Consider the following 6,648-nt stretch of genomic DNA (forward strand, 5'->3'; position numbering starts at 1 on the left):
GCAGTTATGGCGCTTGAAAAAATAACAAAAAGCAATAATGGTGCAATGTCATCTGAGTTTTTTATGTTACCTAATTTTGTACTTTCGCTTATTGAGCGTGTACTAAATCAAGCGCTTAGCCTTGACCCACAATTATCTCAAAAGCTAAACGCCGTTAAACATAAGCGCTTAGTGGTTGAAATAAGAGATTGGCAACAAAGCATCCAACTCGTTTATAGTGCTGATCAATTACACTTATACAGTGCCCAAAGTAACGAAAACGCAGATTGTATGATCAGCGCAGATATAGAAACACTTTTAGCGCTCAAAAACCCTGCAATGCTTACCCAATTAATTCGCCAAGATAAGCTCGACTTACAAGGCGATTTAAATATTGCGCAAACTTATAGCAATGCATTTTCAGGTATTGATATTGATTGGCCTGAACAACTTTCTAAATACATTGGCGATACCCCCGCTCAGCAGTTATATCTACACCTAAAAGAACTAAAACAAAAGAGCAGCAAAACCAATACTAAAATAAGTACCATGCTTACAAGTTTATGCCAAGATGAGCTCGCAATTACTATTCATCCATTAGAACTTGAGCAATTTAAACAAAAAAATAGAGAACTCAAAGGACAAGTCGCTGCCGTTGAGCAACGCATTAACGCCCTCTTAAATTCTTTTTTACCTTCAAACACCCGCTAAGGATTTTTTGTGTCGACTGCACGTTTGTATAACATCACCAAAACGTTACTTAGCTATGGACTAGACGAGCTAATTCCAAAGCATAAAGTGCCTTGGTTTGGTAAAATAGCCCGTGGCAGTTTATTTTGGCTGCGTAATCAGCACAAAGAAAAACCTGCGGGGCTACGTTTACGTTTAGCATTGCAAGAGCTGGGTCCTGTTTGGATCAAATTTGGTCAAATGCTCTCTACTCGTCGTGATTTACTCCCTCATGATATCGCTTTAGAGCTTGCGTTTTTGCAAGATCAAGTTCAACCATTTGAAGGCGAACTTGCACAAAAAATAATAGAAAAAGCGCTCGAAATTAACGATATAAGTGAATTATTTAGTGAGTTTTCACAAACTCCACTGGCCTCTGCATCTATAGCGCAAGTACATACAGCAAAACTTATTGATGAGCAGAGTATTGAGCAAGATGTCGTAATTAAGGTTATTAGACCCAATATTTATGAGCAAATTAATGCCGATTTAGCGCTAATGGAAAAGCTCGCAAAGGTACTTGCAAAAGTACATAACGAATCAAAACGCCTGCGTCCTGTAGAAGTAGTTAAAGAATATAAGAAAACACTCCTAGACGAGCTCGACTTAATGCGAGAAGGTGCCAACGGCATTCAACTAAAACGCAATTTTGAAGGCTCTGATTCATTATACATCCCTGCAGTTTACAGTGATTACAGCCGTAGCAATGTGCTGGTGATGGAGCGTATTTACGGCATACCCGTCTCTGATACCGATGCACTTATGGCGCAAAACACTAATATGAAATTACTTGCTGAGCGTGGCGTAGAAGTGTTTTTTACGCAGGTGTTTAGAGACAGTTTTTTTCATGCCGACATGCATCCGGGTAATATTTTCGTCTCTCGAGAGCACCCTGAAAACCCAATGTATATCGGTATTGATTGCGGTATTGTTGGTACGTTAAGCAAAGAAGATAAACGCTATTTAGCTGAAAACTTTATCGCCTTTTTTAATCGTGATTATCGCCAAGTTGCACAACTACACGTTGATTCTGGTTGGGTACCACCAGATACTAGCATTGAAGAATTTGAATTTGCGATTCGCACAGTTTGCGAGCCTATATTTAATAAACCTTTGGCTGAAATTTCATTTGGGCACGTACTCGTAAATCTATTTAATACTGCACGTCGTTTTAACATGCAGGTACAGCCGCAATTAGTATTACTACAAAAAACTTTATTATACGTTGAAGGATTGGGGCGTCAGCTATACCCACAACTCGACTTATGGAAAACAGCTAAACCCTTTTTAGAAGACTGGGTAAAGCAACAAGTTGGGCCGCTATCAGTACTGAAGCAAATGTATGCTAACTTGCCATTTTGGGCTGAAAAAATGCCCGAGTTACCGGATCTAATTTACCAAAATTTAAAGCGTGCACCACACATTCAACCGCAAGAACAAAAGGTATCTCATAAACCTTTAATATTGAGTTTATTTGGTAGTGCTACAATGATTATGGCAACACTTTGTTATTTACAGCACGATTTAATAGCTGCAAGTCTTGCAATAAGCTTATCGGCTATTAGCTTTATAGCGGCATGGCGCAGCGCATAAACTGGGTGCTATTTGCGCTAGTGAGCGTATAATTAGTATTTAAAATAAACATTTAACCGTTTTATATATTGGAGAAAACCATGGGTTTTGGTGGTATTAGTATTTGGCAATTATTAATTGTTTTAGCGATCATAGTTTTACTTTTTGGCACAAAAAAACTACGCGGTATGGGTGGCGATATTGGGGGCGCTGTAAAGGGCTTCAAAAAAGCAATGTCAGATGATCAAATGAGCGAGAAAGAGAAATCCGAGCAAATTCAACAATCAGAAAAAAACACTGCTGACAACTCAACCGATACTGAAAAAAACAAAGATAACAATAAGGTTTAATTAGTATGGGCATGTGGGAACTTGTTGTTATTTTTATTGTTGGTTTAGTGGTGCTCGGCCCTGAGCGCTTACCTGTTGCGATTAGAACAGTGAGTAAATGGGTTAAAACCGCTAAATCACTTGCCAACTCAGTAAAAGCCGAAGTAAGTGAAGAGCTTCGCATCCATGAGCTGCACGAAAACCTTAAAAAAGCAGAACAGCAAGAATTAAAAGATTTAAGCCCTGAGTTACAAAGCTCACTAACAGAGCTACAAAAAGCGGCTGAATCAGTTACTCACAGCTACAAAAAACAACAATCTGATACATCAAATAACCAACAACTTGATGAGAAAAAGTGAAATTTATTTCTCACTTTGTGGTCAACTTACTACATGGTATAAAAAATAATGGCTGAGGAAGTAAAATCAGGGTTTGTAGCTCATTTAATTGAGTTGCGTGATCGGCTAATAAAAGCGCTACTAAGCATTTTTGTTATTTTTATTGCCATAGTATATTTTGCAAATGATATTTATGCTTTTGTTGCACAGCCGTTAGTCTCGCATTTGCCAAGTACGGCAACCATGATTGCAACCGATGTAACAGCTCCCTTTTTTGCACCTTTCAAACTTACTTTATTTGTCGCTTTATTTGCGTCGATTCCATGGATATTGCATCAAGTTTGGGGGTTTATAGCGCCGGGTTTATATCAGCACGAAAAGAAAATGCTCATGCCTATTCTCGCCTCAAGTATAATATTATTTTATGGCGGCATAGCCTTTTGTTACTTTGTAGTTCTGCCAATTATTTTAGGGTTTTTTACAAGTACCGGTCCCGAAATGATGACCCTTGCACCTGACATAAGTAGTTATCTAGGATTTGTATTAAAGTTGTTTTTTGCATTTGGCGTCGCTTTCGAAATTCCAGTGGCTATTATGTTGCTATGCTGGAGTGGTGCAACAACAACAAAAAGCTTAAAAGAAAAGCGCCCTTATATCGTAGTGGGTGTTTTTGTAGTCGCGATGTTTTTAACACCGCCTGATGTATTATCACAAACATTGTTAGCATTTCCGATGCTTCTTCTGTTTGAGCTAGGTCTAATTTTAGCAAAGTTTTATACCGCTAAACCACAAAAAGAATCTGAGGAATAAAATGAAAAAACAACTACTCTCACTATTGGTTTTATTAAGCGCACCGACTTTTGCTGCGCAAACAGAGTTTAATACTCAAGCGTTACAAGCATGTAGCTTTATTGAAAACGATTTTAACCGCTTACTTTGTTACGATAATACCATCGCGGGTAAGTCACTGGTTAAGCCATCAGTAACAAAAACGCTCACACCACCAACAGCTAATAATGTGCCTCAGGCAGTAGCCACAACACCAACAGAAGTAAAAACAACAGCTGATGAATTTGGGTTAGAGTACAAAAAATCACAGACAGAAAAAGACGCTGAAATTAAAGCGATGGTTGCTTCAGTTGAAGAAGCTGCTTACGGCGAGTTAATTATTTCGCTAGATAACGGTCAACAATGGCGTCAAATTGGCTCTGACAGCATGCGCTTGAAAAAGAACGATACGATTGTAATTAGCCGTGGTGTTTTTAACTCATTTTTACTTAAAATTGACGGTGAAAACCGCTCTATTCGCGTTAAACGTACTAAGTAATGTCATATACATTAATTGATGCTGGAGTTAACTTAACTAATCATCAATTTGATGAGCAGCATCACGATGTAATTACCCGTGCCAATGAAGCGGGTGTTACAAATATGCTTATTATTGGTTGTGATATTGCAAGCAGTCAGCAATCACTTGAACTTGCAACAAAGCATCTTCAGTATTCTACGGCGGGNCCACCCACATGATGCAAAATCAGCCACTAATGAACTAGAAGCACAACTAACTGTACTTGCAAATAATAAGCATGTTATTGCTATTGGTGAATGTGGCCTTGATTATAACCGCGACTTTTCGCCTCGCGATGTACAGCGTAGTGTTTTTAGGCGCCAATTAGCACTTGCAGAGAAATTAGATTTACCTGTTTACTTGCATGAACGTGATGCAAGTGACGACATGCTAAGTATTTTAAAAGAGTTTAGTATTCGCGGTGTACTCCACTGCTTTACGGGTAACTCAGCAGCTCTAAAGCAATATTTAGATTTAGGTCTATATATTGGTATAACGGGTTGGGTATGTGATGAAAGGCGTGGAAAAGATTTACAACAGCTAGTGCCTAGCATTCCTCTAGATCGATTATTAATAGAAACTGATGCACCATTTTTAATTCCACGAACAGTTAAACCAAAACCTAAATCACGTAAAAATGAACCTGCCCTGCTTCCTTATATCTGTCAAACGGTTGCACAACTTTATCAAATAGATGAAGAAGTTGTGGCCCGTAAAACTACAGAAAACTTTCACCGTGTTTTTGGTTTAGAAGATCGTTAATGGCCTATGCAAAGGCACTTTTAAGCCTATTAGTATTCCTTTGCACTTTTTGCTGTTTCGCAAACCCAGTAATAATAAAACACGATTTTAACTCTCAAAACATTAATAACCTGTATTACTCTTTTGAACCAACGTCGCTATTAAGTGCACAACAAAGTAGCCATATACAGTGGCAAAAAAACACAGCAAAACCCCTTAATTTAGGACTAGAGCAGCGTCCTGTATGGATAAAATTTAAAATAAAAAATACACTTAGTTATAATACTGAGCAAATATTGTCACTAAACAATCCTTTGCTAAACGACGTTCAAGTATATCAATTACATAACTCGCAATTACTTTCTTATACTCAAATTGGTGGTGCCTACCCCTTATATAAGCGCACAATTAAAAGTGAATCTTTATTAGTTAAACTGCTCAGCCCTGCAAATAGCGAAACGCTTATTATAATGAAAGTGGCGAATAGTTCAGGCTTGCGAGTCCCTTTAACACTGTGGCAACCAGAAGCTTATTTGGCACACAAAGGAAAAATCAATTTACTCTATGGCTTATTGATTGGTTTTATATTTTCTTTGGGTGTGAGTTGCATAGTTTTATATGGTTTTTCACGTAAAGGTTATTTTGTTTATGCTGGGGTTATATCTCTCACATTAGGTAGTGTATTAGCCTACCTTTGTGGTTTTGGCTTAAGGTACGTTCATCCTAATTTGCCTGCATTACAGCAAGTTATGACCCCTATATTACTTATGCTTATCACTTTATTGTTTTTGCCTTTGCAGAAGCAAGTTTGCCATCCCAGGCCCTCTCTTCTGCTAACTATTCAAAAAGTTGTAGTTAACGCTTTAGCCATTTCGTTATTATTTATTTGGCTACTTCCAAACAACATAGTTACATTATTTTGTTTAATCACTACTCCAATCGTTTTAGGCTTTTATATTGTAACTACGTTTATGTGCGTGCGTTTAACGCCTTCTAAACCAAACAAAGCACTATTACTTGTATTGGTTTTTTTCTTGGTGGTAATGCTTTATTTTACTGTTGCAGTAATGGGCCTATACGCCTTTGACAGAAGTACGCTCGCATTTGTATTTGCATGCTTTTTTGGCTGCACTTTTTGCTTATGCTACAGCGTAATGAAGTTATTTATTTTACAACGCGATGAAGAAGTGATTGCTCAACAAACCTTGATTGCTGAAAACACAGCACAAGATACACTACTTAAAGAGCGCTTAAAATTACAAGAAAAAACTCGCCAAGAACTTGAATCTCAGGTGGACGAGCGCACCTTTGAATTACAAGTGACGCTTAGAGAGCTTGAAGAAAAAAACCGCTCACTTGAGTTACTAAATACTGAAGACGCATTGACTGGAATAAAAAACAGACGCTTTTTTGATAAAAAACTGGTAATGGAGCTTCGTCGCTCTCGTCGAGAACAAACGCCGCTTAGCATTGTTATGCTTGATATAGATCGATTTAAAAATATCAACGACACGTACGGCCATATCATTGGCGATCAAGTTATTAAAGCAGTGTCTGACCTTATAAAAGACCATTTAAAACGACCACTCGATGAAGTTGCCCGTTATGGCGG

7 protein-coding genes and 1 pseudogene are annotated in these 6,648 nt (G+C 38.0%); all 8 read left to right on the forward strand.

Annotated features, from left to right (window positions below):
* The first annotated feature begins 6 nt into the window (after positions 1-6).
* Complete coding sequence (locus L652_RS0121590) at positions 7-690, forward strand: SCP2 sterol-binding domain-containing protein (protein WP_024597075.1); 684 nt, start codon at positions 7-9, stop codon at positions 688-690.
* A gap of 9 nt (positions 691-699) precedes the next feature.
* On the forward strand, positions 700-2,301 hold the full coding sequence (ubiB, locus tag L652_RS0121595) for a ubiquinone biosynthesis regulatory protein kinase UbiB (protein WP_024597076.1): 1,602 nt from the start codon (positions 700-702) through the stop codon (positions 2,299-2,301).
* An 80-nt stretch (positions 2,302-2,381) separates the two neighbouring features.
* On the forward strand, positions 2,382-2,630 hold the full coding sequence (gene tatA, locus L652_RS0121600; RefSeq protein WP_004334954.1) for a Sec-independent protein translocase subunit TatA: 249 nt from the start codon (positions 2,382-2,384) through the stop codon (positions 2,628-2,630).
* Between the two features lie 5 nt (positions 2,631-2,635).
* The gene (gene tatB, locus L652_RS0121605; RefSeq protein ID WP_024597077.1) at positions 2,636-2,968 is read left to right on the forward strand and encodes a Sec-independent protein translocase protein TatB; all 333 of its coding nucleotides are present in this window, start codon (positions 2,636-2,638) and stop codon (positions 2,966-2,968) included.
* A 48-nt stretch (positions 2,969-3,016) separates the two neighbouring features.
* Positions 3,017-3,757, forward strand: a complete 741-nt coding sequence (tatC, locus tag L652_RS0121610; RefSeq protein WP_004334958.1) for a twin-arginine translocase subunit TatC — start codon at positions 3,017-3,019, stop codon at positions 3,755-3,757.
* A gap of 1 nt (position 3,758) precedes the next feature.
* Positions 3,759-4,274, forward strand: a complete 516-nt coding sequence (locus L652_RS0121615) for a hypothetical protein (RefSeq protein WP_004334960.1) — start codon at positions 3,759-3,761, stop codon at positions 4,272-4,274.
* A pseudogene (locus L652_RS01000000124265) lies at positions 4,274-5,057 on the forward strand (TatD family hydrolase). The gene L652_RS0121615 and the pseudogene L652_RS01000000124265 overlap by 1 nt, the downstream one beginning before the upstream one ends.
* Positions 5,057-6,648, forward strand: a 1,592-nt coding sequence (locus L652_RS0121625; RefSeq protein ID WP_024603645.1) for a diguanylate cyclase, incomplete at its 3' end; no start/stop codon positions are given. The pseudogene L652_RS01000000124265 and the gene L652_RS0121625, both read left to right, overlap by 1 nt.

This window comes from Pseudoalteromonas sp. TB25, assembly GCF_000497995.1.
In the GTDB taxonomy this organism is placed as follows: domain Bacteria; phylum Pseudomonadota; class Gammaproteobacteria; order Enterobacterales; family Alteromonadaceae; genus Pseudoalteromonas; species Pseudoalteromonas distincta.

What these genes read in the sequence shown, in the direction of transcription:
- L652_RS0121590 (WP_024597075.1), top strand. Translation starts at nt 7, where the DNA reads ATGGCGCTTGAAAAAATAACAAAAAGCAATAATGGTGCAATGTCATCT.
- tatA (WP_004334954.1), top strand. Translation starts at nt 2,382, where the DNA reads ATGGGTTTTGGTGGTATTAGTATTTGGCAATTATTAATTGTTTTAGCG.
- tatB (WP_024597077.1), top strand. Translation starts at nt 2,636, where the DNA reads ATGGGCATGTGGGAACTTGTTGTTATTTTTATTGTTGGTTTAGTGGTG.
- tatC (WP_004334958.1), top strand. Translation starts at nt 3,017, where the DNA reads ATGGCTGAGGAAGTAAAATCAGGGTTTGTAGCTCATTTAATTGAGTTG.
- L652_RS0121615 (WP_004334960.1), top strand. Translation starts at nt 3,759, where the DNA reads ATGAAAAAACAACTACTCTCACTATTGGTTTTATTAAGCGCACCGACT.